This is a genomic window from Neobacillus sp. DY30 (assembly GCF_030123065.1).
Lineage (GTDB): Bacteria > Bacillota > Bacilli > Bacillales > Cytobacillaceae > Neobacillus.
Genome location: NZ_CP126093.1, coordinates 1,689,881 through 1,716,626, shown reverse-complemented (window position 1 = coordinate 1,716,626; position 26,746 = coordinate 1,689,881). Strand labels below are relative to the sequence as shown.

Here is a 26,746-nt window from a genome sequence, read left to right as displayed (position 1 = left end):
ACGTCATCATTGTTTGAGTTTTTTTAGCTATTTTCTAATGGATGCTTCATGAAGCGCAGATAATTCTCTTTCTAATTTATCTAGTATCGCCTTACCATCTTTGACTTCAATTAAGCCTAATCTAACCGCAAATTCTATCTCTCTAGATAATCCAAACATTTGCGTATCCAATACCTCTTCATAAAGTGGGCATTGAGGCATCGTGAGATTTTCCATTTGCACTTTAATAAGCTTTAATATTTTTTCAGCGTCTGCCTGTAACAAGGCATAGGCTTTTTCCTGATGATTCACAATCATTTCAGACGCCAACATTGATCCCCCCATTCAGAGCGATAACCCAACTTATCTATAAATTTTACCTTTTACCACAGAAAAATGCAAGAACAATAACTGCTTAGTTCTTTGTTCCATCACATAACTTATATGACATTCACTCTATTTCAAGGTATACTTTAATAGAATAAACGGGAGGAATGAAAGATGGAAAACATAATTTTACTGTCCGGAAATGTCAAGTATACTATTACTCTCGAGCCCACTGTTTGGATATTTGATGATCGAAAAGTTGATTTGACTACTTACTTTTCAACCGCCTCAACCCCCTCTAACGACCTTGAGGAATATACCAAAGCTGTTTCGAAACACTGGGACCGTGAGATTATGGAAGGCGCAGTCTATCCGCCAACCTTAAAAACAGAAAAGAAATATGAGAAAGAAAAGGTATTAACGGGTAGTTTCGGAATCCCATTTCAACCTTTTTTAAAGAATGCAGAGCCAAATGAAAATGCAACTGGACTAGTGATAAAAACAATAACATCAGAACACGAAATTTCTCTAGATAAGGCAATGAAGCTAGTCTTAGGGTTTTCAAAATCTGGGAAACCACTTAAAGAAGATGGACCTGTCCACGTTTATTTCGGTGATGGATCTAATCGGCATAACCCAATTAAAAACGTCAGGGAGATTATTATCAAATGATAAACAACGGGTGCCAATTCGGTACCCGCTTCAAATTTTCTCTTTATTTTCCTATACGGTTTACAGCAAATCTGCTGCCAGCCTTGCTAATCCAGATCGCTCTCCTTTTAGTAATTTAACATGTCCAGATATAACTTGATCTTTAAAACGCTCGACGACATAGGTTAACCCATTATTGTAGGCGTCAAGATATGGATGGTCGATTTGCTCTGGATCACCCATTAAGACAATTTTACTTCCCTCACCTACACGTGTTAATATTGTCTTTACTTCATGTTTGGTCAAATTTTGTGCTTCGTCAATGATAATAAATTGTTTTGGCAGACTTCTTCCTCTTATATAGGTTAAAGCCTCTACCTCTATTGATCCCATCCCCGCGAGTATGGCATCTAATTCACCAGGTTTCTTTGTATTAAATAGGTATTCCAAATTATCAAATATTGGCTGCATCCAAGGTCTTAGTTTTTCTTGTTTTTCTCCTGGTAAATACCCTAAATCCTTTCCAACTGGTACAATCGGTCTAGCTACTAATAATTTTTTAAACTCCCTAAAATCCTCCGTTTGCATTAATCCTGATGCTAGAGCTAAAAGCGTTTTTCCAGTTCCTGCTTTACCGATTAATGTTATTAGCGGTATATCTTTTCGAAGTAATAACTCAATTGCCATTGTCTGCTGAACATTTCTTGGATGTATTCCCCATACATGTTCTTGATTAATTGCAAGTTTCTTTACCTTTTGCTTTGTTTTATCAACTATCCCTAGAGCTGAAGCAGATCCGCCCAGCGCATCTTTCATGATTAAGAATTGGTTAGGGTAGTATGAATATTTACCTATCTCTGATAAAGGTAACTCCCCTTTTTCATAAAACGTACCCATTAACTCTCCGGATAAATAAACTTCTAAGTATCCAGTATAAATATGGTCGATTTCGACTACCCTGTCACTCAAAAAATCCTCTGCTAATAACCCAATTGCGTCAGCTTTCACCCTGACTAGGGCGTCCTTGCTTACAAGGATCACGGGTTTTCCATCTTCCTTTTGCTGTTCTTCTGTCGATAAATTTTTTGCTACAGCAAGGATTCGATTGTCATTTGTTTTTTCAACAAAAATTTCCTGTAATTCATGAAATGCACGATGGTTAAGTTCAATTCTAATGGTACCGCCATTTTCAAGTGGGATTTTTTCATGAAGCTTCCCCGCTGCTCGCATTTCATCAATTAATCTTGATACATGGCGAGCATTTCTACCAATTTCATCCATGTATCTTTTCTTTGAGTCCACTTCTTCAAGGACAACTGCAGGAATAACTACTTCATTATCTTCGAATGAGAAGATGGAATACGGGTCTTGTAATAAGACGTTTGTATCTAACACGTATATTTTACTCAAAGCGACGCCTCCACTTTTTCTAGTTGTGGCTTGTTCATGATTCAAACAAACCGTTTGCTAGATAGGACTTTGGTAAAATATATGTTTGTTCGAATAAAGATAGAAGGATTTCCGCACAATAAATGTAAGTTTGGTAAACAAAACTTGTGTATTCATGCTGAATCATTTATACAACTCTATGTGGAGGTGGATATTTTAAATGAAAAAGGTTTTAATGCTTAGTTGTTTATTATTAATCTTGTCTGCTTGTAACAACAACACTAACAATGCTCAAAATAATGAGAAGCAATCATTAGTTAATGTCAAGAACAGCAATATTGAAAATGTAGACAGGAAAACAGGTCAGGAGGTCTCCAAACGATTAGTCGAGCTTGCTACTAGTATTCCTAATGTTCATGATGCAACTGCTGTTGTTATTGGCAGGTACGCAATCGTTGGCATTGATGTAAATTCGAAAATTGAACGTTCTCAAGTGGGGTTAATAAAGTATTCCGTGGCTGAAAGTCTAAAAGAAGATCCTTATGGTGCACGTGCAATTGTTGTAGCTGATGCAGATACCAATCAACGTCTGAAAGAGATTGCAGCAGATATTGAAAAAGGGAGACCCATCCAAGGTATAATGGAAGAACTAGCCGACGTTGCGGGCAGGTTAATGCCTGAAATTCCTGGGGATATAATAGACCCTAATCCTAGAAACGCGCCTGAGGAACCAAAGAAAAAGCTGCAAGATAATGAAAAAAGGGAGTTAGAAAAAGATCAGGAAGATCAATCTAATCATTATAAGTAAAAAAGCTTAGTCGTGAGACTAAGCCTTTTTCATTGCCTCCATTACCTGCTTATCTAGTTTAGCAGCTGCATTTTTATCATACGTTTTGTCATACTGCGGCTCAGTGACAATTTTAGAGCCATAGAACATAACGTCTCTAACATCGTGAATCCTTACTTCAATTAAGGCTAGCTTTAAAGGTACTTCCTGCAGCCTCTCTTCTTTTATGGCAGCTACACCTTGTATGGAATATGTAGATTCATTCGCAATTAAATTAATAACTACTTTGTTATTTTGTGTAATGTTCTGTATTATTCTTGATTTATTATCTATAGCAAAATAGATTGTTGTATCATTTTTAGCTAAAATCCAAGATATCGCGCTAACATTAGGACCACCAGTTTCATAATCGACTGTTGCCAATGTTACAAACCTTTCCTTTTGCAATTCATCATATAATGGCTTTATGAGTTTTGGTTCTACTTGATTTGGCATTTTTTACATCCCCTTCATTCATATCCTTACTCTATGGTAAAAAACAGACATTCTCATAGTACTATTATCTGTTTTTTTCAGCAACTTAACCAGAATGATTTACTAGTCATGATATTTGCGTGCTATACTATAGTATAAACAAAGGAAGACTAGAGACTTGAGGTGTATGATGAGAGTTAAATGCGTGATTTGTGACAAAATTGAATCGATTGAAGATGAGTCCTTTATTGCAAAACGTCTTCGAAATCGTCCAATCCATACATATATGTGTCAAGACTGCAGCAGTAGAATCTCCGAAAAGACAAAAGCTAGAATTGATACAGGTAACTTTAGATTTTACCGTGCACAGTCTGAGAAAGATGATTGGTAAAAAAAATTCATGCCGAAACCGGCATGAATTTTTTTAATCCTCAAATGGAAAATTACAATATTTATCTGGCTCTTGGTTAATTTGGTTGAGCATTACTTCAATGAGGTCACGAGGAAATCGAGTCTTCTTCGTTTCACCTTCGTGAATAAAGGAAACATAATACATCACTTCATCCGTTGAGACTTCTATGTTGGTTAAATGATGTTCATCCTTAATTATTTCATCAAATAGATCTAATGTTTCTCGTGCAGCTGTATCCTCAGGACGAGCGTCACATACAACCTTTATTGAGAGCCAATTATAAAGCGCATCCTGAACCAATCTCATATTAATATCCCCCGTTACTTTGCCTCAACTTGCTGTTTTTTCGACTGGTGCAAGCGAATTTTGTAAATGATTAATATTAAGGCTGCAACCACTAAGCCTTCTGTTATTGGCAGGAAAATTCCTAACGCCGTAAGAATCGTACAACCTGCTGCTAAAAAAATATAGATCATGATTGATTTTCCTAATGGCAGCTTTTGAGCAAAACCAAGTTTGTAAACCAAGATCGACAGTGCGACAATTGTAATATAAAGAAGCCACATTCCCAATTTAGGATTTTCTGTAACATTATAAAGCGCTGGAAAAAAAGAAAGCCGATCCGCTACATTCACAGTAAAACCTCCCCCGAAGGATATTAGCTTAATTCTGCGTATTTTTTCTTTTTAGCCATTTTTTCACGTTCATTTTTATCAAGAATTTTCTTACGCAAACGAATTGATTCTGGTGTAACTTCGCAATATTCGTCTTCATTTAGGTATTCTAATGATTCTTCTAATGTCATGATTCTTGGTTTTTTAATGACAGATGTTTGATCTTTGTTAGCTGAACGGATATTTGTCGCCTGTTTTACTTTGGTAATATTAACCGTTAGGTCATTTTCTCGCGTGTGTTCGCCAACAATCATACCCTCGTAAATTTCAGTGCCTGGTTCAACAAAGATTGTACCACGATCTTCTACTTGCATGATACCATATGTTGAAGCTTTTCCTGACTCCATAGAAACTAGAACACCTTGACGTCTTCCTCCAACCTGTCCTTGAACCATTGGCTGATAGCTGTCAAACGTATGATTGATGATTCCATAACCGCGAGTCATGGTTAAAAACTCAGTTGTATAACCAATTAAACCACGTGCTGGTACGTTAAAAATTAATCGTACTTGACCAGAACCATTATTTATCATATCAATCATTTCGCCTTTGCGTGCACCTATTGATTCCATTACAGAACCTGTATGCTCTTCAGGTACATCAATTTGCACTCTTTCAATCGGTTCACAGCGAACACCATCAATTTCTTTGACAATAACTTCAGGTTTTGAAACTTGAAGCTCATACCCTTCACGGCGCATGTTTTCAATTAAGATAGATAAATGCAGCTCACCACGGCCTGATACGATCCATGCATCTGGAGAATCTGTATTTTCAACACGTAAGCTTACATCCGTTTGCAATTGAGCAAGAAGTCTCTCTTCAATCTTTCTAGAAGTTAGATACTTACCTTCTCTTCCTGCAAATGGGCTGTTGTTAACAACAAACGTCATTTGTAATGTTGGTTCATCAATTCTTAAAATTGGTAATGCATCTTGGTGCTCGATTGGACAAACTGTTTCACCAACATTGATATCTTCCATACCAGATACTGCAATTAAGTCACCTGCTACTGCTTCTTGAATTTCCTGACGCTTTAAGCCAAAGAAACCAAAAATTTTCGTTACACGGAACTGTTTAACGGAACCGTCTATTTTCATTAATGCAACCTGTTGTCCAACTTTCATTGTACCGCGGAATACACGGCCAATTCCAATTCTTCCAACATAATCATTATAGTCAAGAAGCGCAACTTGGAATTGTAATGGCTCCTCACGATTATCAATTGGTGCTGGGATATGTTCAACAATCGCATCATACAAGCATTGCATGTTTTCATCTTGTTTTTCATGATCTGTGCTTGCAGTTCCATTTATAGCAGAAGCAAAAATGACAGGGAACTCAAGCTGGTCTTCATTTGCATCCAGTTCAATAAATAAATCAATTACTTCATCAATTACTTCTAGTGGACGAGCAAAATCACGGTCAATTTTATTAACAACGACAATTGGAGTTAAGTTTTGCTCTAATGCTTTTTTAAGTACAAAGCGAGTTTGAGGCATTGTGCCTTCATAAGCATCCACAACTAGTAATACTCCGTCCACCATTTTCATGATCCGTTCAACTTCTCCGCCGAAATCAGCATGTCCTGGTGTATCTAAAATATTAATTCTTGTGTCTTTATATTGAATCGCTGTGTTTTTAGCGAGAATCGTAATTCCACGTTCCCTTTCTAAATCGTTTGAATCCATAGCACGTTCTTCAACATGCTCGTTTGAACGAAATGTCCCAGATTGCTTTAACAATTGGTCAACCAATGTTGTTTTCCCGTGGTCAACGTGTGCGATGATCGCTATGTTGCGGATATCTTCTCTAATTTTCAAGTAATTCACTCCTGCCTCTATTTCAAAAAATTTTAGCTATTTATAGTTTCCCATATACAACTAAAGTATTATACCACATTTATTGTGGAAAGCTAACTGCATTTTATGTAGAATAAAGCTATGTAAAATATCACATAAAACTATTTTATTTTTTGGCTGTTTATACGGCCTGTTGCTTTCCACTCCAGGCACTTCGCTTTCCGCGGGCGTGCCGGTGAGCCTCCTCGGCGCTTAAGCGCCTGTGGGGTCTCACCAGCCCCGTACTCCCGCAGGAGTCTTCGTGCCTTCCGTTCCAATCAACAGGGTGCTAAAACAACAATTAGCTTTAACACAGCCTATTTTTTATATAATAAAGGGGACTAGCAAAATGAAGCAAGTTAAATGGATTTTTATTGTTTTTGCTATACTGGCAGCTGCGAGTATAATCGGGATAGGTGTGGCAATTGGTGAAGAAAGTATCTTAGGGGTAATTGGCAGTATCCTTGCATTAGTTGTTGTCATGGGTTTTGGATTTAAAACAAAAGCAAAATATAGAGAAAATGGTGAATTATAAAAAGAAGCCTTTGTGGGCTTCTTTTTTTACCATTTACCTTGTTTGAGGTAATCATTCATGATGGTTTGGTGCAAACCTGGCTTAGCCACAAGCAATGAATCTTTCGAAAGGAAATCCAACTTATTTCCTCTTATATTGGTTACGACTCCACCTAGTTCCTCAATTATCACTGTACCTCCAGCAACATCCCAAGGTGACAACCTCATTGAAATATAGGCATCCACTCTGCCAGTTGCCACAAACACCATTTCAAGAGCAGCTGTTCCGTATGATCTCGTTCCCCTTGCCTCTTTAACTAGTGGAATAAGCAGATTATGGTCAATCCGATGATTTTCCAACAACCAAGTTGCATTTAATGCAATAATTGATTCTTTTACTGTCACTTTATTTAAAGGGGGCAGCTCAATGTCGTTCATAAATGCACCCTTACCAGAAATGGCATGATATAATTCACCGTGTGCAACATCATAAATAATTCCGATTTTCCCTATACCATTTTCATATACCCCTAAAGAAATAGCGAAGTTGCGTTGTTGATGGATAAAATTCATTGTTCCATCAATCGGGTCAATTATCCATACAACGCCATCAAGATTACTTACTGCATCCCCATAACCTTCTTCACCCAATATTTTATGATATGGGAAAGTATTTCTGATTTTATTAATGAAGAACTGTTCAATTTCTTTATCTAAATTTGTTACTAAATCGTTGGGGTTGGATTTGGTTTGAATATTTAATGTCTTATCAAAAGAATTTCTAATTTTATCTCCGGCTTCCATTACCCATTGTTTTGCATGAAGATCAATGTACTCCCAGTCCATATTTTCCCTCCAATTTTTTCAATTGTTGTATGTAACATACCCTAAGCTTAAACAAATTCAGACCTTCCTTCAACTTTAAACAACCCTTATTAGAAAGGGCAAAACAATAAACGAACTCCCTATTTCCCTCACAGAGTTCGTTTTATAATAGTAATATGCAATTCTTTATTTTCATTCTAAATGGTATCCCCTTTGAAAACAAATTATCAAAGAGCTTTAAGTTTAATTAACTCTTGGCGGATTTTTTCTAACTTCTGTTTGCATTCCTTCATCTTTTTTTCATTTTTTTCTTCAATGGCTTCAAATAATGTTGCCAGTTCGTAATCCATTTCTAATCTTAAATAAGCTAATCTTTCCTTCTCGCCAATTTTTTTTAGTGAAGTATTCATTAATTGTTTCATTTTAGTTTCTCCTTTCATTGTTATTTAATTTTTCAGACTATTTTTAGTAATATAATATGAGCCACCATGTAAGGTTGCAACAAATATGTGCGTTAACCCATATAAGCACTTAGTTTCAAGAATTTCCGCTAGTATGCTACAATGTATGACAAATGTCTTCAAATGGAGGTTTAGCAAATGGACTTTAAAGGCTTTAGTAATGAAGATTTCGATGTTTTTAAAATAGATGGATTAGAAGCAAGAATGGAAGCTTTAAAAGAAAAGATTCGCCCTAAACTAGAATTTTTAGGGCATTATTTCGCACCAACCTTAACAGCCTTAACCGGTGATGAAATGCATGTGCATGTAGCAAAACATGCGAGACGGACAATCAATCCTCCCAAAGATACATGGGTTGCCTTTGCAGATAACCCCCGAGGTTACAAAATGCTCCCCCATTTTCAAATTGGATTGTGGAATACTCACTTATTTATATGGTTTGCGGTTATATACGAAGCACCTCAAAAACAAGAAATTGCTGCCAGATTCACAAAGAAAATAAGTAAAATCTATAAAGAGATACCTAAAGAGTTTGTTTGGTCTTTAGATCATACAAAACCGGAATCATTCCTGCATGGACAATTAACAAAAGAGGATTTACTAGGCATGTTTGATCGTCTAGAAAATGTAAAAAAGGCAGAAATCTTATGCGGACTTGAAATAAAACGAGAAGATGTACTGAATTTAAGCAGCGAGGATTTCCTTGAGCAAGTGGAAAAAGTCTTCAATACAGTAGCGCCTTTATATAAAATTGCTCTTAATAGAAAATAAAAAAACTCCTGAACCTAGTTCGGAGTTTTCTTGCTTATTTCATTGAGATTTTTTCACCTGGTGATGCGTTTTTGGCTTTTGTTATTGTCCTATAGGAAGAATAGCCGCTGATTTCCTCAAATTCGCCACAGATTGTTTTTTCTTCTGCTTTACTTGGGACAATCTCCTTGAATCGACGATATATAGCCATTAATTCGTCACGGTCAATTCCTTTTTCATAGGCTCTTTCTATTGCTTCGTAAAATTTTATGACGTCAACAATTTCATCTGTTGTCCAATGATAATCAATGGGGTATTGGTATTCCATACATTCACCTGCTTATTATAATTTACCTATATGTATAATACCTTTATTTTGCCCATTTTTCACGAATTTGTTCTGCGTCGGTTATCATTCGATTAAATAATTCTGCAACTGTTGGGATATCTTTTATAAGTCCCATTACTTGTCCTGCCCATGCAAAACCTTCATCTTCTACTCCATCATATATATATCGTTTGTTGGCTTGGCCGCTAATATAATTCTTTAACTGTTCATAATCGCCATATTCTTTCTCAATTTCAAGAATTTTATTTGTCCACGTATTCGAAATTGCTCTTGCTGGCGCTCCAAGAGTTCGTTTGATAACAACTGTATTAGCTTCTGATCCTTCTACAAGCCTTTTCTTATAAAGGTCATTAGCATGTACACATTCCTTAGTCGCGATAAAACGAGTTCCCATTTCAATTCCCTCAGCCCCTAAGCTAAGAGCAGCCATTAAGCCTCTGCCATCCCCAATTCCACCAGATGCTATTACCGGGATAGAAACGGCATCTACCACTTGAGGAATTAATACCATTGTCCCAATATCATCCCTGCCAAGGTGGCCGCCGCCTTCTTGTCCCACTACCATAACGGCATCGGCACCTAATTCTTCCGCCTTTTCAGCCTGCCTTCTAGCTGCTACTAGAACCAATTTTTTTATCGATGTTCCTTTTAACTGTTCAAAAATGGGCGCTGGATTTCCACCTGTCATAGATACTACCGGGACCTCTTCATCAATAGCTACTTGAAGCATTTCTTTAAAAGGTCTATTATGCTGACCAATTGCGTAATTAACCCCGAATGGTTTTTCCGTCATCTCTTTTACCTTTCTCACTTCTTCCCTAAGTTTGGCTGGGCTTTCAAGAGACATAGCTGTAATTTGTCCAAGTCCACCCGCATTTGAAACAGCTGCAGCTAGTTCAGAATATGCAAGATAAGCCAGGCCACCCTGTATTATTGGATATTGGATATTAAGTATTTCTGTAATACGCGTTTGCCAATTCATCGAAACCCCTCCCAATTATGTTACCTTCATATTTCTTCTTTATAGGTTAATTTTCCTCTTTTATTGAGAAACTAACATAACACACACATCAAAAAGTGTTTATTTAAGACATAAAATTCTATGCAAAGAATGTTATTAGTGCTATAATTCATATGTTTTGTACTGATAATAAAGCATTTTGTATATAAAGAGGTGTGGAAATAAATTGTCTCAAAACCAAACACCGTTATTTAGCGGTTTACTAGAACATGCAAAGAAAAATCCAGTTCAATTTCATATTCCTGGTCATAAGAAGGGCGTTGGAATTGACCCAGATTTTCGTAATTTCATAGGTGATAATGCCTTATCAATAGACCTAATAAATATTGGTCCGCTCGATGACCTGCACCAGCCGAAAGGAATGATTAAACAAGCACAAGACTTGGCTGCTGAAGCTTTCGGTGCAGATAGAACCTTTTTTTCAGTTCAAGGAACAAGCGGCGCCATTATTGCTATGATTATGGCGGTTTGTGGGCCAGAGGATAAAATTATTGTTCCTCGAAATGTGCATAAATCCGTAATGTCAGCTATTGTCTTCTCTGGTGCTATTCCTGTGTTTATCCATCCTGAGATTGATGAGGATTTAGGTATATCCCATGGTATCACAACTGATTCTGTTGAAAAAGCGCTGAAACAGCATCCAGATGCAAAAGCGGTCCTAGTCATAAATCCAACATATTTTGGAATATCCGCAGATTTGAAGAAGATTGTTGAAATTGCTCATTCTCATAACGTTCCCGTTCTTGTTGATGAAGCGCATGGCGTTCATATTCATTTTCATGATGAATTGCCACTATCAGCCATGCAGGCTGGTGCCGATATGGCAGCAACAAGCGTTCATAAACTAGGCGGTTCGATGACACAAAGCTCTATTCTCAATGTAAAAGAGGGTCTTGTTTCTGCTAAGCACGTTCAAGCAATTCTCAGTATGCTTACAACTACCTCAACCTCCTATTTATTACTTGCTTCTCTAGATGTTGCTCGTAAGCAATTAGCAACCAAGGGGAAAGAATTAATTGATAGAACAATCGGTCTTGCCCAAACCATCCGAAAAAGGATAAATGAAATTGACCATTTACATTGTATTGGGGAAGAAATTTTAGGATCCAAAGCAACCTTCGATTATGATCCAACAAAATTAATCATCTCTGTTAAAGAATTAGGCTTAACAGGTTATGAAGTTGAAATGTGGTTAAGAGAGAGACATAATATTGAAGTAGAAATGTCTGACCTATACAATATTCTGTGTATCGTTACACTAGGTGATACTGATTATGAAGCCGATATGTTAGTAAAAGCGCTAAAAGAGCTTGCGGACGAGCAAGAACATAGGCAGGAAAAGCCCGAACCTAAGCCGGTACTTCTTCCGGACATTCCTGTTCTTGCATTAACACCAAGAGACGCCTTTTATGCGGATACAGAGGTGATACCATTCGAGGAATCAGAAGGAAGGATCATTGCAGAATTTATTATGGTCTATCCACCAGGGATTCCAATTTTCATTCCTGGCGAAATTATCACTAAAGAGAATCTACATTATATTCGTGAAAACCTAGAGGCTGGACTGCCTGTTCAGGGACCTGAAGACGAGGAAATAAAAACCATACGGGTTATTAAAGAATATAAGGCTATAAAATAAAAATACAGGATTCCGCATCGGAATCCTGTTTTTATTTTTAGAAAAGTTATTTTATCTTTCTTCTTCGGAATGATGATCGCAACAATTACATTTAGAATAGAGAACTGTTACTTTTTCATCTTCAAAATGATCAATTGTTGAGTCGCAAGTTTGGCAAACGATTGTACCCATCTTTTTCAATCCCCTTTTCATTATGAAATGTACACTAATTTGGAAACGTTTTATTGTTGATAATTTAATAATAATATAACACATTTAATTTTTCAAGCCTAAATTGTATGTCACATTTAAATATTTTTTGACATAATGAGATTTTCTGTCAGGCTTTTTTATCTCCCTTTAGTTTATGGGTAACAAACGGGACATTTATGGGAGTAATTCTTGTCATCTTGGTTTTTACAATGCTAGAATAAAGGAGATATCAATGGGACTAGGGGGGATGATGATGGCTGAAAATGCATTTATTAAACTAGTGCCTTCATCTGCGCAACAAACAATTACGGTAGAAGAAGTAAAGGATCTCTTATTTTATTATAAAAATATTACCAGCAAAACAGGGAATCAAGTTGATTGGGAATATGGCGACTCTGCTTTTCCTTACGAAATAAAAGAAAAAAGCGAAGGTAAAGGGAAATGGTTTTATTTACAATCCTCAAATGAACGATATTATGCTATTTTATTTGGTATTGACCAAGAAATGGTTCGTGATGAAGATGGTACCGAAAGAATTCAAACATACATACAAGTCACTCTTCCAGAGCTGTCTACATTCGGTGATAAAGGCAAAGCAAATGAATTTTGTAAATTCTTAGCAAAAAAATTACAAGGCGAATTACACCTTTTTAACGGACGAATCATGTATTATTATCCACGAAAGTAAAACTACTCTACTCCCGTTAAGGGAGTTTTTTTAATGAGTTAGTAATGCAAGTGTATAATGAATCGAAGAATATATCATGAGGCTTAAAGAAGTTATAAAAAGAGTTTTTGCAGTTGATTGTGTCACTCTATTGCAGAGCACAAAAGCCAAATAAAAGAATACAAAAAACATTATAACCTTGTAAAGAAGCTGGTCGTGCTTAGATAACCATTCTACCAGCGTAAAAGCACTCCAAATCATCAATTGTAATATCATAATAACGTAAATCCTCATCATATACTCACCACTCTAAATCTTTTTCATTAAGTTAATAGTATTTTAAATATATGAATAAAACTTGTAGATAATTTATTATTTAAAGAAAAAAGAAGTCCTTTCCAAAATAAAATTGGAAAGGACTTCTCTTTAATTATTTTAAAACATGAATCGGAGTACCAAGTGCTACCTCAGCAGCTTCCATCGTAATTTCACCTAAAGTTGGGTGAGCATGAATAGTCAGTGCTAAATCCTCGACTGTCATTCCTGCTTCAATTGCCAATCCTAGTTCAGCAATCATATCTGATGCGCTTGCACCAGCTATTTGTGCCCCAATCAATACACCGTCTTCTTTACGTGAAACTAATTTAACAAATCCATCTGCACTATCTAAAGATAGAGCACGCCCATTAGCTGCAAATGGGAATTTCGCTGAAGTTACATCGATTCCTTCTTGCTTAGCTTGTACTTCAGTGTAACCTACGCTGGCTAGTTCTGGATCTGAGAATACAACAGCAGGAATTGCTAAGTAATCAATTACAGCATTATGTCCACCGATTGCCTCAGCAGCAATTTTTCCTTCGTATGAAGCCTTATGTGCTAATTGAGGGCCTGCTACAACATCACCAATCGCATAAATGTTAGAAACACTTGTACGGCACTGGTTGTCGATTTCAATTAGTCCTCGATCTGTTAGCTTAACACCGATTTGTTCAAGACCCATTTCATCGGTATTTGGACGACGGCCTACCATTACAAATACATAATCTGCTTCAATTTTCTTTTCTTCGCCTTTAACTTCAAATGTTACAACTACACCATTTTCAGTTTCTTCTACACCTTTAGCCATTGCCTTAGTATAGAATTCAGCACCTTTTTTCTTCAAGGTTTTCTTAACAAGCGCAGCCATTTGCTTCTCAAATACTCCAAGACCTAAGATTTCATCTGCACCTTCAAGGATTGTAACTTGTGTACCAAAGTTCGCATAAGCACCGCCAAGCTCGATTCCGATAACTCCGCCGCCGATAACTACGATTTTTTCCGGAAGTTCTTGTAAATTTAGGGCACCTGTTGAGTTTAGTACTCGTTTTGAGTATTTAAAAGTTGGCAGTTCGATTGGTCGAGAACCTGATGCAATAATTGCATTTTTGAAGTTGTACGTCTGTGCAGAATTTTCACCAATTACGCGTAATGAATTTCCGTCCACAAAGTATGCTTCACCACGTACGATTTCTACCTTATTACCTTTTAATAGACCCTCTACACCACCAGTTAACTTTTTCACGATTCCAGCTTTCCATTCCTGAACCTTTGAAAAGTCAACTGATACATTTTCAGCTTTAATTCCGAATGAATCGGAGTGCTTTGCTACTTCATAACGATGTCCAGCAGCAATTACCGCTTTTGATGGGATACAACCTACGTTTAAACAAACGCCGCCGATATATTCTTTTTCAACTATTGTCACCTTTTGGCCTAGCTGGGCTGCACGAATTGCAGCCACATATCCGCCAGGACCTGCCCCGATGACTATAGTATCAGTATCAATTGCAAAATCTCCTACTACCATTTGTTACGCCTCCATTAACAATAGTTCTGGATCGTTCAATAATCTCTTAATATGATTTAATGCATTTTGAGCTGTTGCTCCGTCAATCATTCTGTGGTCAAAGCTTAATGATAATGCTAATACTGGAGCAGCCACAATTTCACCATCACGTACGATTGGTTTTTCTGCAATACGGCCAACACCAAGGATAGCCACTTCAGGATGGTTAATGACTGGTGTAAACCATTGACCGCCAGCAGATCCGATATTCGAAATAGTACAAGATGCACCTTTCATTTCGTTTGGAGCTAGCTTTCCATCACGTGCTTTTCCAGCTAATTCATTGATTTCATTTGAAATTGCGAATACTGATTTGCGATCAACGTCTTTTACAACTGGTACTAATAAGCCCTTTTCAGTATCAGCAGCAATTCCAATATTGTAGTAATGCTTATGGATAATTTCACTTGTTGCGTCATCAAGTGATGTATTTAAAGCAGGGAATTCACGTAAAGCACTCGTTAATGCTTTTACGATATATGGTAAGAATGTTAACTTGATACCCTTAGCCGCAGCAACTTCTTTGAATTTTTTACGATGTGCAACAAGTTTCGTTACATCAACTTCATCCATAAGAGTTACGTGTGGAGCAGTATGTTTTGAATTTACCATTGCTTTGGCAATCGCTTTTCTGATTCCGCTCATTTTCTCACGTGTTTCAGGATATTCCCCTTGTGGGATTGGAGCAGCTTTTGGTGCTTCCTCAGCTTGAGCAGCTGCTGGTGCTGGAGTTGCTGCTGCTTGTGGTGCTGTAACAGCTGCACCGCCGCTTAAGAATGCATCTATATCACTTTTTACGATACGTCCATTTTTACCTGAACCTGGAACTTGTGTGATTTCTACACCTTTATCACGTGCATATTTACGAACTGAAGGCATCGCAATAATTTTACGGTTAGGGTCTACTTCTACATTTACTTGTGGTTCTGTAACACCGATACCATAGGCAGGTGGTGCTGGCGGTGGTGTTGTTTGTCCCTCTGGAGCAGCTGCGGCTGCAGCTGCCGGCGCTGGTGCTGCTTCTTGTTTTGGTGCTTCTTCAGCATGTTCGTCACCTTTGAATTGAAGGTTCTCGTAACCAGGAGCATCAAAGGTTACTAATACCTGTCCAACTGTCGCAACAGTTCCTTCAGCTACTAAAACTTCAAGTACAGTACCTTCAACAGGTGAAGGAATCTCTACAACTGCTTTATCATTTTGTATTTCACAAAGTACATCATCTTCCTGGACTTTATCACCTGGCTTTATGAACCATTTAACAATCTCGCCTTCATGTATACCTTCACCAATGTCAGGCATTTTAAATTGGAATGTGGTTGCGGTTGCGCTCACTTGGGATTCATCCTCCTATTTTTGCATAGATTTCTACCGTTCAATGTTAAGAAATAAGTGGGAAACAGCAATACTATTCCCCAACTTATATTAGAATGTTAAAACTTTTTTCGCTGTTTCAATGACATCTTTATAGTTTGGTAGCCAAACTGCTTCTGCTTGCGGGAATGGGTAAATTGTGTCTGGTGCTGCTACACGTAATACTGGTGCCTCTAAGCTTAAAATCGCACGGTCGTTAATTTCAGCTACTACATTTGCTGCCACACCAGCTTGCTTTTGTGCTTCTTGAACAACAATTGCACGGCCAGTTTTTTCAACAGACGCAATAATCGTTTCGATATCAAGCGGGCTAACCGTACGCAAATCCACTACTTCTGCAGAAAAACCTTCCTTCTCAAGCTCTTCTGCTGCCTTTAAGGATTCGTGTACCATTGCACCGTAAGTGATGATAGAAATATCTGTACCTTCACGCTTCACATCTGCTTTTCCAAGTGGAATCGTATATTCGCCTTCTGGAACTTCTTGACGGAATGAACGATATAATTTCATATGCTCTAGGAAAATTACTGGGTCATTATCACGGATTGCTGAGATAAGAAGACCTTTTGCATCATAAGGTGTTGATGGGATAACCACCTTTAATCCAGGCTGTTGTGCCATTAAGCCTTCTAAGCTGTCTGCGTGCATATCAGGTGTATGTACGCCGCCGCCAAATGGTGAACGGAATGTGATAGGAGCACTGAATTTCCCGCCTGTACGGAAACGAAGACGCGCAGCTTGTCCAGAAATGGAATCCATTACCTCATAAACGAAGCCAAAGAATTGAATTTCAGGAACTGGGCGGAATCCTTGTAATGCTAGACCAACCGCTAAACCTCCGATACCTGATTCAGCTAAAGGTGTATCAAATACGCGATCTTCGCCGAATTCATTTTGTAATCCTTCTGTTGCACGGAATACACCGCCGTTTACGCCGACATCTTCACCAAAAACTAATACGTTCGGATCATTTTTTAATTCTACACGCATTGCATCTGTAATTGCTTGAATCATTGTCATTTGAGCCATGACTTACTTCGACTCCTTTGCTGAATAAATTTCAAATTGCTCTTTTAAGTTTTCAGGTAAGTCGGTATACGTAATGTTAATTAAATCCGTTACCTTTTGCTTAGGAGCAGCATCTGCTTGTTTAAGAGCTTCCTTAATTTCCTCTTTTGCCTGCTCAATTACTTCGTTTTCTCTTTCCTCATTCCATAGGCCTTTCTTTTCTAGGAACTTACGGAAACGTACAAGCGGGTCTTTCTTTTCCCATTCATTATCTAATTCAGCTGTACGGTAACGTGTCGGATCATCACCGGCCATTGTATGCGGACCATAACGATATGTTAACGTTTCAATAAAAGTAGGCCCTTCTCCGTTAACGGCACGCTCACGTGCTTCACGAACAGCCGCATATACTGCTAATGGATCCATACCGTCTACCTGGATACCTACGATACCTGCCGCAACAGCTTTTTGAGCAAGTGTTTTTGCTGCGGTTTGCTTTTCAACAGGAGTCGAAATCGCAAAGCGGTTATTTTGAGCGATAAAGATTGCTGGAGCATTATATGCACCTGCAAAGTTCATTCCTTCATAGAAATCACCTTGAGATGTACCGCCATCACCTGTGTATGTAAGAGCAACAGCTTTCACTCCACGTTTTTTGAAGCCAAGTGCAACACCTGCAGTCTGAACGTACTGCGCACCAATAATAATTTGAGGAATTGCAACATTCACTCCTTCAGGAATTTGTCCGCCTGCTAAATGACCTCGGGACCATAAGAATGCTTGATATAATGGAAGACCATGCCATACGATTGGTGGAACATCGCGATAACCTGGTAAGATGTAATCTTCTTTTTCTAATGCAAATTGAGAAGCTAATTGGGATGCTTCCTGTCCTGCAGTCGGTGCATAAAATCCAAGACGACCTTGGCGATTTAAAGAAATAGAACGCTGGTCAAGGATTCGCGTATATACCATACGGCGCATTAATTCTTGAAGCTGCTCATCGCTTAAGTTAGGCATTGCTGCTTCATTAACAACTTCGCCTTCTTCATTTAAAATTTGAAGCGTTGTAAACTGATTTTCTACAGCTTCGAGTACCTTCTTACCATCGAGCTGAGCATTTTGGGTTTTAGATGCCATTCGTCACATCTTCCTTTCTCTCATAACAATAATGTAAAAAAATAAATTCACTCATATTAGATTACCCCAAAACCTTTAACAACATTAACAATTAGCTTTCTTTCGTTTCATGTTGTTCTGTACTATTCTTTTAAAGAAAATTAATAGTACAATAATTAAGTCCATATTGAGTTTACATCAACTCCATACACTCGTCAAATACTATGATTTAATAATTTTACAACATGAAAATAATAATAAACCATTATCCATCAAAATCCCTCTGTACCACTTGTGATTCCACTCTGTTACACTGATATAATGTACAAAAAACAAAAAAATCGACCAACACAGTCGATTTTTTATGGTTTTTCGAGATTTAGCCCTGCTTCTTCATAAAATTCAAGCTTTTTTTCATTGTATTGAGCAGTTAAGGAATTAAATTTTTCATTAGCGTCATATACCTTTTGATAGATAGTATTTAAATTCCTAACATGGTTTTCTAACTCTTCATATGGAACACTTTCATTTTTTAACATTAGGTATAATTCTTCATCAATATCCAAAGCCTTTTTATATTCCTTGGTAAGCTCATTATGTACTCCATATCTATTCCGCATTATTTCCATTAACTCAGTAGCTTTTTTCATTTGCTCTTTATCGTCTATTTCATTCTTTATTTCTTCAACCTGCATAAATTTTGTTTTTGAGTCATTGATACTGGTGATTTCATTTTGTAAATAATCTCTTCTTTTATCAATAATAGAAAGTGCTTCGTCAGCAAGTTGATCGATCTCAACATGCTTCTTCAAACCAAGTGCCATTATCTGGTTATAAATTTTCTTTTCTTGCTTTTCTAGCTCAACAAGAGGCTCTTGCTGTTCTTCAAATTCTTTTTCTGCTTCAGCTACGTTTTCTAAGGCTTGATACATTCTTTCCGTTGTCTCTTCTTTACTAACACAGCCAGCTAATAAGGTACAGACTGTCAAAATAAGAAAAATAACTTTATACATTCTAACGATAGACACCTCGCACCCCCTATGGTTACAATTCTTACTATATCGATACTTCATATGTTTGACAATAATATCTCCTTCAATAATTAACTTTTCGCGAATTGTCTGATAGACTAATGAATATCTATATTTTTAGTTTTTTAACAGGAGTGAATGAAATCATGTTAATGATGGATGATATCATTCGAGACGGCCACCCTACATTGCGTAAAGTAGCAGCTGAAGTATCCATGCCGCCAACGGATGAAGAGAAAAAAATACTTAATAGCCTTTTAGAGTATGTAAAAAATAGCCAAAACCCTGATATATCATCACAATATGGGTTACGACCTGGCATTGGTTTGGCTGCACCTCAGATCAATGTTTCCAAACGCATGATTGCTGTTCATCTTCATGATGATAAAGGGAATCTATACAGCTATGCATTGTTCAATCCTAAAATTGTCAGTCATTCTGTCGAAAAAGCATATTTAGTTTCAGGGGAAGGATGCCTTTCTGTGGATGAGGATTTTCCAGGTTATGTAGAAAGGTTTGCTCGAATTACAATCAAAGGAATCACCCTTGAAGGGGAAGAGATTAAGCTTCGTTTAAAAGGTCTTCCGGCAATATGCTTTCAACATGAAATCGACCATTTAAATGGAGTTATGTTTTATGATCATATCAATAAACAGGACCCCTTTAAACCGATTGAGGGTGCCATTGCTATTGAAAGATAAAAAATGCGCAAGTGCTCCTAGCTCTTGCGCATTTTTTATCTTTATCAGTTTCGAGCTTGCAAGCTCAATTTATTAATCTTTCATAATTCTTCCATGTTTATCCATGAAAGAAATCCTGTTTATACCATATAATATTAGTATAAAAATGTTTGAATAAAAAAAAACTGCAATAATCTATCATGGCTTGCTTTACATTGGACAAGGATCGTTTAAAATAGGAAGTAAGGAGATGATCCACTATGTTAAAGAAGCTAAGAAAGAAGCTCTTAAAACAGTGGAACGATTTACTGCGAAAAAAATCAATTGCCTAACTACAACTTTTTTCGAGCCCTTCAAACTTGCGAAGGGCTCCTTCCTTATTGTAAATTGATTATCAGTGTATTATTTACATATTTTTTCTAATAGGTCCAAGCGTTTACTTTTTAGGTGAAAAGTGAATATAAATGAAAAAAATGTAATTATTTTATATAATAGAAAAAGTCATGATCGATTAAGGAGCGATTTATTATGGTATTTAAAGTTTATTTTCAAGAAAACCTCAAGGAAGTTCCAGTAAGGGAAAAAACAAAGATTCTTTATGTCGAAGGAGAATCTGTAAGGGATGTTCGAAAAAAAATTGCAGATCGTGGATATAATGTAGAATTTGTACAAGAAGTAAGCGGAGCATATTTAGAATATGAAAAACAAAATGAAGATTATAATGTATTGGAGATTTGATAATTTATGAAATTTGTTAAAAATGACCAAACTGCTGTTTTTGCTTTAGGCGGTTTGGGCGAAATCGGAAAAAACACATATGCAGTACAATTCCAGGATGAAATAATCCTGATTGATGCAGGGATCAAGTTCCCAGAGGATGAGTTATTAGGGATTGATTATGTTATTCCTGATTATACCTACTTAGTGAAAAATGAAGATAAAATAAAAGGCTTATTTATTACCCACGGACATGAGGATCATATTGGCGGTATCCCCTATTTGTTACGACAAGTAAATGTTCCAATTTATGGTGGAAAGCTTGCCTTAGGACTTATTAAAAATAAACTTGAAGAACATGGACTTTTAAGAACGGCAAAATTAAATGTAATTCAAGAAGATGATGTCATCAAATTCCGCAAGACATCTGTTTCTTTTTTCCGTACAACACATAGTATCCCTGATTCATACGGTATCGTTGTAAAAACACCGCCAGGACAAATTGTCCACACAGGCGACTTTAAATTTGACTTTACACCAGTTGGTGAACCTGCAAATTTAACAAAAATGGCTGAAATCGGAAAAGAAGGAGTACTGTGTTTATTATCAGATAGCACAAATAGTGAAATTCCGGAATTTACAATGTCTGAACGTCTTGTAGGTGAAAGCATTGATGATATTTTCCGTAAGGTTTCTGGTCGTATTATATTCGCTACTTTTGCTTCTAATATTTACAGACTTCAGCAAGTAGTCGAAGCTGCAGTTGCCAACGGAAGAAAAGTCGCTGTTTTTGGCCGCAGTATGGAATCGGCTATTACGATTGGTCAAGAGCTCGGCTATATAAATGCACCAAAAGAAACATTTATCGAAGCCAATCAAATCAACCGACTGCCTGCAGACAAAGTAACAATCCTATGTACTGGCAGCCAAGGTGAAGCTATGGCAGCCTTATCGAGGATTGCTAATGGTACGCATAGACAGATTCAAATTATTCCGGGTGATACGGTCGTATTCTCATCTTCACCGATTCCTGGGAATACCATTAGTGTAAATCGAACGATTAACCAGTTGTTTAGAGCAGGTGCTGAAGTTATTCATGGTAAACTCAGTAACATCCATACATCTGGACATGGCGGTCAAGAGGAACAAAAGTTAATGCTGCGCTTAATCAAACCAAAATTCTTTATGCCAATTCACGGTGAGTATAGAATGCAAAGAATGCATGCAAAACTAGCGGTAGACTGTGGTGTTGAAGAAGAGAATTGTTTTATTATGGACAATGGGGAAGTATTAGCTCTTTCCGAAAACACCGCACAAGTGGCAGGGAAAATCCCTTCAGGTTCCGTTTATATTGATGGCAGCGGTATCGGTGACATCGGTAATATCGTTTTACGTGATAGACGAATCCTTTCAGAAGAAGGATTGGTAGTTGTAGTAGTAAGCATTAATATGAAAGACTTCAAAATAGCTTCAGGGCCTGACCTTATTTCTAGAGGTTTCGTTTATATGAGAGAATCAGGTGATTTAATTAACGATGCTCAAAACCTAATTACTAAGCACTTAAACAAGGTAATGGAACGAAAAACAAGTCAATGGTCAGAAATTAAGAATGAAATTACTGATACATTAGCACCATTCCTTTATGAGAAAACAAAACGCAGACCAATGATCTTACCAATCATTATGGAAGTATAAAAGAAAGCGGAAGCACCCTTGAGGCGCTTCCGCTTTTCTTATTGTCTAGCTCCAGCGCCTAGGGGCTCGGGGTCATAAGCCAATCCGACTAGAAGGGAAAAACCAACCTTCTCGCCGGATTGGCTTATGCCTGTCGCCCCTGGACAAGGCGCTTCCGCTTTTCTTATTGCATAACTTTCCTTTCGAATCGGTCGATGTCTTCGTCTGTACCAATAACGATTAATACATCGTTTGCACGGATATCTTCATTTGCCTTTGGGGAGACAATGATATCCATACCTCTTTTAATGGCCACAATATTTAATCCATATTTCTTTCGAATATCTAAATCAATGATGGTATGGCCGCTTATCTTACTGTTTGCTACAATTTCGACGATACTATGTTCATCCGATAATTCTAGATAATCTAACACACTGCTTGACGCCATATTATGTGCAATTCTTCTGCCCATATCTCGTTCAGGGTGCACAACCTTATCAGCGCCAATTTTGACCAGCACTTTCTCGTGATAATCATTTTGTGCTTTAACGGTAATATGATTTACCCCTAGCTCTTTTAAGATTAAAGTGGTTAAAATGCTTGATTGAATATCATCTCCGATCGCTACGATAACGTGATCGAAATTTCGAATGCCAAGACTCTTTAGTACCGCCTCATCGGTTGTATCTCCCACCGCAGCATGAGAGGCTATCATAGCATATGCATTTACTCTTTCTTCATTTTTATCAATTGCCAATACCTCAAAACCTTCATCGGATAGAGTACGACAAATGCTGCCGCCGAAACGGCCAAGTCCTATTACTGCAAAATTCTTTCTCACTAAAAACTCCTCCAGCAAATTCAATTAACCATTTTCATTTTAGCATATCCAAATTAGTCGAATATACTTATTTATTCGTTATCATTGCGTTTCCGTACCTTCTTGATAAATAGATAGATGAAAACAGCAGCAACTGCTAGGATAACTAATATAGGTATATTACCGACTATAACCACAAACAAACTTGAAATGGCTGCTAACAGCATGTTCGTGCTTTGCATAAACTGCTTTTTAGTTTTGTCCCAAGTATTTAGACCTTCATCGTCAAGATTAGGGACGATTACTTTTTTTTCAAATAGTGATAGATGAACGGTTGAAAATGAAGTCTGATTTTCTAAATATTTCATCCTTCCTTGAATCGTTTCAATCTCCTCTTGAACTGCGGCGAGGTCTGCTGAAATTTTTAAAAGATCTTCTGTCTTTTGTGCCGATTGCATAAATGAAGTTAGACGTTCCTCAACTACTCTTTTTGACTTCAGTCGTGAGTCAAGGTCAATATATTCTTCTGTCACATCCGTACCAGTAATATTTCTCTGGAGGACCTCAGCCGCTTGCCCTTCGGTATCATGCAAAAAAGCCTGGAAATTCTTTTGAGGGATGCGAACAGTAATTTGACCGCTTACTTGTTCTTCACCGTCCTTAGCGACCATTGATTCTGAGATATACCCGCCATATTTCCCCACTTGTTCTTCTATCTTTTGCAGGGTTTCTTCAAATTTTTTTACACGTATTTGTAAATCTGCCTGATAAATAACCATTTGGTTAGGAACTTCTAATTCTTTCGGAGCAGCATTTTCTTGCTTTGCGTTATTATCTAATGATACAAGTGACTGTTCTTGCTTTGCATTCTCAAAAGAATCCATTCCCGTACTACTATCACTGATTTCTTTTGATCCTTTACTTTCACTGCTTGAACTGCAAGCAGCCAGCAAAAGGAACAGAGTAAGGAAAACAAATAATCCGATAACCTTTTTCATTTTGATAACCCCCTCTTTGTCTATTTAATAATACCGACGTTAAAAAACGAGGATGGTTACAATAAAAGAAAAAAGACTGTTCTTGAGATGCGAACAGTCCTTCGAATGTTTATTCAGTTTATTCTAATTCATCTAATACACGGTTTACTCGCTTTTCGAGCATTTTCATACCGCTGCCGCCTGCTTGAAAATGACGAAGTTTGCCTTCACGATCAAATACATAATAGGCAGGGACATACTGATTTTCGAATGCTTCCGTTAGTTTATGTTCACTATCGACAAAAATCGGTTGAGTGATTCCATGGTCTGCTGCCACTTGCTTAATTTGCTCTAGTTCCAAATCCTCTTCAGATCTAGGCATATGGACTGCCATCACATTTAATTTATCTTTATATTGATCACGGAATTGGTTAACTTGCGGCATAGCTTCTTTACATAAGTAACAGCTGACGGACCAGAAGTGAATAAGTGTAGGTTTATCACCTATTAAATCCTCTCTTGTAACCTCTCCATTTAACCATTCAACCGCACCAGTTAATTCTGGCATTGGCTCGCGTAGTTTCATAACATATCCCCTTTTTAAAAAAGACCTAACACGAAGGGTTAGGTCTAACTTTTTAGATTTAGAATTTAAGCATTAAGTGTAGCTTGTCCTGGTTTCCAGTTAGCCGGGCAGAGTCCGCCGGTTTGTAAGGCTTGCAATACACGTAAAGTTTCATCTACATCACGACCGATATTGTTGTGATTAACAACTGAATACATTAATTCACCCTCTGGGCTGATGATAAATAAGCCGCGAAGCGCTATACCTTCTTCCTCAATTAAAACGCCATAATCGCGTGCAACAACATGGTTAGTGTCCGCTGCTAATGGGTAGTTTAGCTGACCAAGGCCATTGTTTTTGCGGTCTGTATTAATCCATGCAAGGTGTGTATGTATTGTATCAGTAGAAGCACCAATAACAACTGCATCAAGATCATCAAATTCTTCATAACGATCTGATACTGCCGTAATTTCTGTTGGACATACAAAAGTAAAATCCATTGGGTAGAAGAACAGCACAGTCCATTTGTCGTTTTTCATGTTTTCTTCCAGACTTACTTTTCCAAATTCCTTGTTGGGTAAAACAGCATCCATTTCAAATCTAGGTGCTTGCTTTGCTACCATACGTTCAGGCATATTTGATCCCTCCATTTAGTGTAATCATTTGTCCCTTCATTGGTTTTCCCTATTTATATAAAGAATAAACGACGATAAATAACAATCTTTTCTATTTTTCAGTTTAACATTATTATACAAAAGAATAACATATTTATATTTTAATTTCCTTTATACGCGATATAGCTAGTGAGTATATTTATAGCAACCTCTATTGCCTCTTCGTTTGGATTTAGTTTGGCATGGTGCAGTCCATACGGTGAATCTACTCCGAGCCAAAACATTAATCCAGGTATTTCCTTCAACATATATCCGAAATCTTCCCCTGTCATTGCTTCTTGGCATTCAATGACGTCAACAGTGGTTTGTGTCCGCATAAATTGAATAAAATCTCTGGTTATTTCCTCATGATTGTATACCTGGTGGTACATCGCACCATAATCAATTAACGCTTCACATTCAAAACTAGTTTCAATCCCTTTTACTACGGCATTAATCCTATGTTTAACTCTATCCATAGATTCATCAGAAAGTGTACGGATGGTTCCTTCAAGTCTTGCCTTTTCAGCAATTATATTTTGAACGGTTCCACTAGTAATTTTTCCAACTGTAATGACCGCACTATCTAACGGGTTAACATTGCGAGAAATAATTGTTTGAAGCTGTGAAACTAGCGAGCAAGCAGCTATAACCATATCATTTGTTAAATGTGGATATGCAGCATGTCCCCCCTTCCCTTTTAGATCAATAAATAGCTCTGACGTATTAGCAAATAATAACCCTTCTTTTAGCGCAATAGAACCGACAGGATATTCTGGTGCTATATGTAGGGCAAAAATGATATCTGGCTTCCATTCCTGCATAATGTCAGATTTTAGCATTGGTTCAGCTCCGCCTGGCCCCTCTTCTGCAGGTTGAAAAATAAATAAAACGTTATCTTCAATGGGATTATCCACAAAGTGCGTTAACACACCTAGAGCAATACTCATATGAAAATCGTGTCCGCATGCATGCATCTCAGCCTCATGGGTTGATGAGAACTCTAAACCTGTTTCTTCAACGATTGGCAGCCCGTCGATATCTGCACGATAACCAATTGTTTTTCTTGGATTTAAACCATGAACTTTAACGAAGAGTCCTGTCTTCCATTTCTTAATGGATAATCTCTCTTGTGATAAGTTTTCAATATACGATAATAGATAAGCTTGTGTTTTAAATTCTTGAAATCCTAATTCAGGTATTAAATGCAAATCACGTCTAATTTTTATAAAAGGGTTCATTGTATCACTCCTTTACTAGAAAGAAAGCGTGGAGTTAATCCACGCTTTCCT

31 protein-coding genes are annotated in these 26,746 nt (G+C 37.3%); 10 read left to right on the top strand and 21 right to left on the bottom strand.

Annotation, left to right across the window (positions count from 1 at the left end):
• Positions 1–27: 27 nt before the first annotated feature.
• Positions 28–309, bottom strand: a complete 282-nt coding sequence (locus tag QNH29_RS08475; RefSeq protein ID WP_063251657.1) for an Fpa/YlaN family protein — start codon at positions 307–309, stop codon at positions 28–30.
• Between the two features lie 171 nt (positions 310–480).
• Here QNH29_RS08475 and QNH29_RS08470 point away from each other — a divergent pair, with 171 nt between their 5' ends.
• Positions 481–978: a peptidyl-prolyl cis-trans isomerase gene (locus QNH29_RS08470; protein WP_283864366.1), complete on the top strand. Its 498-nt coding sequence runs from the start codon at positions 481–483 to the stop codon at positions 976–978.
• A 60-nt stretch (positions 979–1,038) separates the two neighbouring features.
• On the opposite strand, the gene QNH29_RS08465 is transcribed toward QNH29_RS08470, so the two are convergent.
• On the bottom strand, positions 1,039–2,367 hold the full coding sequence (locus QNH29_RS08465) for a PhoH family protein (protein WP_283864365.1): 1,329 nt from the start codon (positions 2,365–2,367) through the stop codon (positions 1,039–1,041).
• A gap of 199 nt (positions 2,368–2,566) precedes the next feature.
• Here QNH29_RS08465 and QNH29_RS08460 point away from each other — a divergent pair, with 199 nt between their 5' ends.
• Positions 2,567–3,154 (top strand): YhcN/YlaJ family sporulation lipoprotein, encoded by a 588-nt coding sequence (locus QNH29_RS08460; RefSeq protein ID WP_283864364.1) that lies wholly within the window; start codon positions 2,567–2,569, stop codon positions 3,152–3,154.
• Between the two features lie 18 nt (positions 3,155–3,172).
• On the opposite strand, the gene QNH29_RS08455 is transcribed toward QNH29_RS08460, so the two are convergent.
• Positions 3,173–3,628 carry a pyridoxamine 5'-phosphate oxidase family protein gene (locus tag QNH29_RS08455; protein ID WP_283864363.1) on the bottom strand — a complete coding sequence of 152 codons (456 nt, stop codon included), beginning with the start codon at positions 3,626–3,628 and terminating at the stop codon, positions 3,173–3,175.
• A gap of 169 nt (positions 3,629–3,797) precedes the next feature.
• Here QNH29_RS08455 and QNH29_RS08450 point away from each other — a divergent pair, with 169 nt between their 5' ends.
• The gene (locus tag QNH29_RS08450; RefSeq protein ID WP_081954315.1) at positions 3,798–3,998 is read left to right on the top strand and encodes a YlaI family protein; all 201 of its coding nucleotides are present in this window, start codon (positions 3,798–3,800) and stop codon (positions 3,996–3,998) included.
• 33 nt (positions 3,999–4,031) lie between these two features.
• Here QNH29_RS08450 and QNH29_RS08445 read toward each other — a convergent pair whose 3' ends face one another.
• Genes QNH29_RS08445 through typA form a run of 3 tightly spaced genes read right to left on the bottom strand, consistent with a single transcriptional unit; the run spans position 4,032 to position 6,516 of the window.
• On the bottom strand, positions 4,032–4,325 hold the full coding sequence (locus QNH29_RS08445) for a hypothetical protein (RefSeq protein WP_283864362.1): 294 nt from the start codon (positions 4,323–4,325) through the stop codon (positions 4,032–4,034).
• 14 nt (positions 4,326–4,339) lie between these two features.
• Complete coding sequence (locus QNH29_RS08440) at positions 4,340–4,654, bottom strand: YlaH-like family protein (RefSeq protein ID WP_283864361.1); 315 nt, start codon at positions 4,652–4,654, stop codon at positions 4,340–4,342.
• Between the two features lie 23 nt (positions 4,655–4,677).
• Positions 4,678–6,516 carry a translational GTPase TypA gene (gene typA, locus QNH29_RS08435; protein ID WP_283864360.1) on the bottom strand — a complete coding sequence of 613 codons (1,839 nt, stop codon included), beginning with the start codon at positions 6,514–6,516 and terminating at the stop codon, positions 4,678–4,680.
• 367 nt (positions 6,517–6,883) lie between these two features.
• Here typA and QNH29_RS08430 point away from each other — a divergent pair, with 367 nt between their 5' ends.
• The gene (locus tag QNH29_RS08430; protein ID WP_283864359.1) at positions 6,884–7,069 is read left to right on the top strand and encodes a YlaF family protein; all 186 of its coding nucleotides are present in this window, start codon (positions 6,884–6,886) and stop codon (positions 7,067–7,069) included.
• 26 nt (positions 7,070–7,095) lie between these two features.
• Here QNH29_RS08430 and QNH29_RS08425 read toward each other — a convergent pair whose 3' ends face one another.
• On the bottom strand, positions 7,096–7,893 hold the full coding sequence (locus QNH29_RS08425) for an inositol monophosphatase family protein (RefSeq protein WP_283864358.1): 798 nt from the start codon (positions 7,891–7,893) through the stop codon (positions 7,096–7,098).
• Between the two features lie 206 nt (positions 7,894–8,099).
• Entirely contained in the window at positions 8,100–8,294 is a 195-nt protein-coding gene (locus QNH29_RS08420) for a hypothetical protein (RefSeq protein ID WP_283864357.1), read from the bottom strand.
• A gap of 177 nt (positions 8,295–8,471) precedes the next feature.
• Here QNH29_RS08420 and QNH29_RS08415 point away from each other — a divergent pair, with 177 nt between their 5' ends.
• Positions 8,472–9,104: a YktB family protein gene (locus QNH29_RS08415; RefSeq protein ID WP_283864356.1), complete on the top strand. Its 633-nt coding sequence runs from the start codon at positions 8,472–8,474 to the stop codon at positions 9,102–9,104.
• A 34-nt stretch (positions 9,105–9,138) separates the two neighbouring features.
• Here the strand turns inward: QNH29_RS08415 and QNH29_RS08410 are convergent, their stop codons facing one another.
• A complete protein-coding gene (locus QNH29_RS08410; protein ID WP_283864355.1) occupies positions 9,139–9,411 on the bottom strand; it encodes a UPF0223 family protein in 273 nt (90 codons plus the stop codon).
• 43 nt (positions 9,412–9,454) lie between these two features.
• Positions 9,455–10,414 (bottom strand): NAD(P)H-dependent flavin oxidoreductase, encoded by a 960-nt coding sequence (locus tag QNH29_RS08405; RefSeq protein WP_283864354.1) that lies wholly within the window; start codon positions 10,412–10,414, stop codon positions 9,455–9,457.
• A gap of 205 nt (positions 10,415–10,619) precedes the next feature.
• On the opposite strand from QNH29_RS08405, the gene QNH29_RS08400 reads away from it, so the two are divergent.
• Entirely contained in the window at positions 10,620–12,092 is a 1,473-nt protein-coding gene (locus QNH29_RS08400) for an aminotransferase class I/II-fold pyridoxal phosphate-dependent enzyme (RefSeq protein WP_283864353.1), read from the top strand.
• Between the two features lie 51 nt (positions 12,093–12,143).
• Here QNH29_RS08400 and QNH29_RS08395 read toward each other — a convergent pair whose 3' ends face one another.
• Positions 12,144–12,263, bottom strand: a complete 120-nt coding sequence (locus tag QNH29_RS08395; RefSeq protein WP_283864352.1) for a GapA-binding peptide SR1P — start codon at positions 12,261–12,263, stop codon at positions 12,144–12,146.
• 274 nt (positions 12,264–12,537) lie between these two features.
• Here QNH29_RS08395 and QNH29_RS08390 point away from each other — a divergent pair, with 274 nt between their 5' ends.
• The gene (locus tag QNH29_RS08390; protein WP_283865563.1) at positions 12,538–12,972 is read left to right on the top strand and encodes a DUF1885 family protein; all 435 of its coding nucleotides are present in this window, start codon (positions 12,538–12,540) and stop codon (positions 12,970–12,972) included.
• A gap of 409 nt (positions 12,973–13,381) precedes the next feature.
• Here QNH29_RS08390 and lpdA read toward each other — a convergent pair whose 3' ends face one another.
• From lpdA to QNH29_RS08365, 5 genes are all read right to left on the bottom strand, one after another.
• A complete protein-coding gene (gene lpdA, locus QNH29_RS08385; protein WP_283864351.1) occupies positions 13,382–14,797 on the bottom strand; it encodes a dihydrolipoyl dehydrogenase in 1,416 nt (471 codons plus the stop codon).
• A gap of 3 nt (positions 14,798–14,800) precedes the next feature.
• Entirely contained in the window at positions 14,801–16,135 is a 1,335-nt protein-coding gene (locus QNH29_RS08380) for a dihydrolipoamide acetyltransferase family protein (protein ID WP_283865562.1), read from the bottom strand.
• Positions 16,136–16,258: 123 nt separating this feature from the next.
• Positions 16,259–17,236, bottom strand: a complete 978-nt coding sequence (locus QNH29_RS08375; protein ID WP_283864350.1) for an alpha-ketoacid dehydrogenase subunit beta — start codon at positions 17,234–17,236, stop codon at positions 16,259–16,261.
• Positions 17,237–17,239: 3 nt separating this feature from the next.
• Positions 17,240–18,355 carry a pyruvate dehydrogenase (acetyl-transferring) E1 component subunit alpha gene (gene pdhA, locus QNH29_RS08370; protein WP_283864349.1) on the bottom strand — a complete coding sequence of 372 codons (1,116 nt, stop codon included), beginning with the start codon at positions 18,353–18,355 and terminating at the stop codon, positions 17,240–17,242.
• Between the two features lie 341 nt (positions 18,356–18,696).
• Positions 18,697–19,362 (bottom strand): YkyA family protein, encoded by a 666-nt coding sequence (locus QNH29_RS08365; RefSeq protein ID WP_283864348.1) that lies wholly within the window; start codon positions 19,360–19,362, stop codon positions 18,697–18,699.
• A gap of 149 nt (positions 19,363–19,511) precedes the next feature.
• Between QNH29_RS08365 and def the strand changes: the two genes are divergently transcribed.
• From def to rnjA, 3 genes are all read left to right on the top strand, one after another.
• Positions 19,512–20,066, top strand: a complete 555-nt coding sequence (def, locus tag QNH29_RS08360) for a peptide deformylase (protein ID WP_283865561.1) — start codon at positions 19,512–19,514, stop codon at positions 20,064–20,066.
• 507 nt (positions 20,067–20,573) lie between these two features.
• Positions 20,574–20,783, top strand: a complete 210-nt coding sequence (locus QNH29_RS08355; RefSeq protein ID WP_283864347.1) for a DNA-dependent RNA polymerase subunit epsilon — start codon at positions 20,574–20,576, stop codon at positions 20,781–20,783.
• A gap of 6 nt (positions 20,784–20,789) precedes the next feature.
• On the top strand, positions 20,790–22,457 hold the full coding sequence (gene rnjA, locus QNH29_RS08350; RefSeq protein ID WP_283864346.1) for a ribonuclease J1: 1,668 nt from the start codon (positions 20,790–20,792) through the stop codon (positions 22,455–22,457).
• 163 nt (positions 22,458–22,620) lie between these two features.
• Here rnjA and QNH29_RS08345 read toward each other — a convergent pair whose 3' ends face one another.
• The 5 genes from QNH29_RS08345 to QNH29_RS08325 all read right to left on the bottom strand — a co-directional run bounded on the left by QNH29_RS08345 (position 22,621) and on the right by QNH29_RS08325 (position 26,695).
• A complete protein-coding gene (locus tag QNH29_RS08345) occupies positions 22,621–23,280 on the bottom strand; it encodes a potassium channel family protein (RefSeq protein ID WP_283864345.1) in 660 nt (219 codons plus the stop codon).
• 71 nt (positions 23,281–23,351) lie between these two features.
• Positions 23,352–24,257 carry a DUF4349 domain-containing protein gene (locus tag QNH29_RS08340; protein ID WP_283864344.1) on the bottom strand — a complete coding sequence of 302 codons (906 nt, stop codon included), beginning with the start codon at positions 24,255–24,257 and terminating at the stop codon, positions 23,352–23,354.
• 118 nt (positions 24,258–24,375) lie between these two features.
• A complete protein-coding gene (locus QNH29_RS08335) occupies positions 24,376–24,822 on the bottom strand; it encodes a TlpA disulfide reductase family protein (protein ID WP_283864343.1) in 447 nt (148 codons plus the stop codon).
• A 65-nt stretch (positions 24,823–24,887) separates the two neighbouring features.
• On the bottom strand, positions 24,888–25,436 hold the full coding sequence (locus QNH29_RS08330) for a peroxiredoxin (RefSeq protein ID WP_283864342.1): 549 nt from the start codon (positions 25,434–25,436) through the stop codon (positions 24,888–24,890).
• 140 nt (positions 25,437–25,576) lie between these two features.
• A complete protein-coding gene (locus QNH29_RS08325; RefSeq protein WP_283864341.1) occupies positions 25,577–26,695 on the bottom strand; it encodes an N-acetyldiaminopimelate deacetylase in 1,119 nt (372 codons plus the stop codon).
• Positions 26,696–26,746: the final 51 nt, after the last annotated feature.

What these genes read in the sequence shown, in the direction of transcription:
- QNH29_RS08415 (WP_283864356.1), top strand. Translation starts at nt 8,472, where the DNA reads ATGGACTTTAAAGGCTTTAGTAATGAAGATTTCGATGTTTTTAAAATA.
- QNH29_RS08430 (WP_283864359.1), top strand. Translation starts at nt 6,884, where the DNA reads ATGAAGCAAGTTAAATGGATTTTTATTGTTTTTGCTATACTGGCAGCT.
- QNH29_RS08410 (WP_283864355.1), bottom strand. Translation starts at nt 9,411, where the DNA reads ATGGAATACCAATACCCCATTGATTATCATTGGACAACAGATGAAATT.
- QNH29_RS08450 (WP_081954315.1), top strand. Translation starts at nt 3,798, where the DNA reads ATGAGAGTTAAATGCGTGATTTGTGACAAAATTGAATCGATTGAAGAT.
- QNH29_RS08460 (WP_283864364.1), top strand. Translation starts at nt 2,567, where the DNA reads ATGAAAAAGGTTTTAATGCTTAGTTGTTTATTATTAATCTTGTCTGCT.
- rnjA (WP_283864346.1), top strand. Translation starts at nt 20,790, where the DNA reads ATGAAATTTGTTAAAAATGACCAAACTGCTGTTTTTGCTTTAGGCGGT.
- QNH29_RS08380 (WP_283865562.1), bottom strand. Translation starts at nt 16,135, where the DNA reads ATGCCTGACATTGGTGAAGGTATACATGAAGGCGAGATTGTTAAATGG.
- lpdA (WP_283864351.1), bottom strand. Translation starts at nt 14,797, where the DNA reads ATGGTAGTAGGAGATTTTGCAATTGATACTGATACTATAGTCATCGGG.
- QNH29_RS08470 (WP_283864366.1), top strand. Translation starts at nt 481, where the DNA reads ATGGAAAACATAATTTTACTGTCCGGAAATGTCAAGTATACTATTACT.
- QNH29_RS08335 (WP_283864343.1), bottom strand. Translation starts at nt 24,822, where the DNA reads ATGAAACTACGCGAGCCAATGCCAGAATTAACTGGTGCGGTTGAATGG.
- QNH29_RS08375 (WP_283864350.1), bottom strand. Translation starts at nt 17,236, where the DNA reads ATGGCTCAAATGACAATGATTCAAGCAATTACAGATGCAATGCGTGTA.
- QNH29_RS08390 (WP_283865563.1), top strand. Translation starts at nt 12,538, where the DNA reads ATGGCTGAAAATGCATTTATTAAACTAGTGCCTTCATCTGCGCAACAA.
- QNH29_RS08455 (WP_283864363.1), bottom strand. Translation starts at nt 3,628, where the DNA reads ATGCCAAATCAAGTAGAACCAAAACTCATAAAGCCATTATATGATGAA.
- QNH29_RS08445 (WP_283864362.1), bottom strand. Translation starts at nt 4,325, where the DNA reads ATGAGATTGGTTCAGGATGCGCTTTATAATTGGCTCTCAATAAAGGTT.
- def (WP_283865561.1), top strand. Translation starts at nt 19,512, where the DNA reads ATGTTAATGATGGATGATATCATTCGAGACGGCCACCCTACATTGCGT.
- QNH29_RS08420 (WP_283864357.1), bottom strand. Translation starts at nt 8,294, where the DNA reads ATGAAACAATTAATGAATACTTCACTAAAAAAAATTGGCGAGAAGGAA.
- QNH29_RS08405 (WP_283864354.1), bottom strand. Translation starts at nt 10,414, where the DNA reads ATGAATTGGCAAACGCGTATTACAGAAATACTTAATATCCAATATCCA.
- QNH29_RS08330 (WP_283864342.1), bottom strand. Translation starts at nt 25,436, where the DNA reads ATGCCTGAACGTATGGTAGCAAAGCAAGCACCTAGATTTGAAATGGAT.
- QNH29_RS08325 (WP_283864341.1), bottom strand. Translation starts at nt 26,695, where the DNA reads ATGAACCCTTTTATAAAAATTAGACGTGATTTGCATTTAATACCTGAA.
- QNH29_RS08395 (WP_283864352.1), bottom strand. Translation starts at nt 12,263, where the DNA reads ATGGGTACAATCGTTTGCCAAACTTGCGACTCAACAATTGATCATTTT.
- QNH29_RS08355 (WP_283864347.1), top strand. Translation starts at nt 20,574, where the DNA reads ATGGTATTTAAAGTTTATTTTCAAGAAAACCTCAAGGAAGTTCCAGTA.
- QNH29_RS08425 (WP_283864358.1), bottom strand. Translation starts at nt 7,893, where the DNA reads ATGGACTGGGAGTACATTGATCTTCATGCAAAACAATGGGTAATGGAA.
- pdhA (WP_283864349.1), bottom strand. Translation starts at nt 18,355, where the DNA reads ATGGCATCTAAAACCCAAAATGCTCAGCTCGATGGTAAGAAGGTACTC.
- QNH29_RS08340 (WP_283864344.1), bottom strand. Translation starts at nt 24,257, where the DNA reads ATGAAAAAGGTTATCGGATTATTTGTTTTCCTTACTCTGTTCCTTTTG.